Source organism: Methylobacterium sp. WL18, from assembly GCF_008040015.1.
GTDB lineage: Bacteria > Pseudomonadota > Alphaproteobacteria > Rhizobiales > Beijerinckiaceae > Methylobacterium > Methylobacterium mesophilicum.
Map to the genome: position 1 here is coordinate 1 of NZ_VRVD01001083.1, position 900 is coordinate 900.

Sequence of the window (900 nt, forward strand, 5' to 3'; positions counted from 1 at the left end):
AGGTCCAGGAGATCGGCCCGGAGCGCCGCGAACCGCGACGCCGGCGCCTCGATCGGGGTGGGCGCGGACATGGCGGCCTTCGGCGGGGTGCTGGCCGCCACTTCTAGGCGACGGCGGTTCCGGCGCCGTTAACGGCGGGGTTTGCCGAACGCTGCGGCTTGTGCGAGACGAGCGCGGCTGCGACATTCGCGCCGTCAACGGGGGCGGCGATGACGATGCGATCGGACGAGGCCTCCCCCGCCCCCCGGATCCTGATCTACAGCCACGACACGTTCGGGCTCGGCCACCTGCGGCGCTCGCGGGCGATCGCCAACGCCATCGTGGCCAGCAGCCCCGGTGCGCGGGCGATGATCATCTCGGGCTCCCCGGTGGTGGATTGCTACGCCTTCGCGCCCGGGGTCTACACCGTGCGGCTGCCCCCGGTGACCAAGTTCGGCGACGGCGGATACGCGAGCCTCGACGGCACCACGCCGCTCGCCAGCACCGTGGCGCAGCGCACCGCGATCATCGGCCGGACCGACGCCAGCTTCGCGCCGGACCTGATCCTGGTGGACAAGGAGCCTGCGGGCTTCCACGGCGAACTGATGCCGGTGCTGGAGCGCGCCGCGGCCCGGGGCACGCGCCTGGTCCTCGGCCTGCGCGACGTGCTCGACGACGCCGACCGCCTCGTGCCCGAATGGGAGCGCAAGGGCGCCGCCGAGATCATGGCGCGGTTCTACGACGAGATCTGGGTCTACGGCCTCAGCCGCATCCACGAGCCCCTGGCGGCCCTGCCGATGGAGCCCGAGATGGCCTCGCGGATCGCCCGGCGGCTGATCTATACCGGCTATCTCCGCCGGGAGGTCCCGGCGATGCAGGCCGGCCGCGAGGAGCCCGCGGTGGCCCGCGCGCCGTTCGTGC

General features: G+C 73.3%; 1 pseudogene. It reads left to right on the forward strand.

The features are described from left to right. Positions 1 to 209: 209 nt before the first annotated feature. Positions 210 to 900, forward strand: a pseudogene (locus tag FV228_RS31020) (hypothetical protein); the annotation flags it as partial.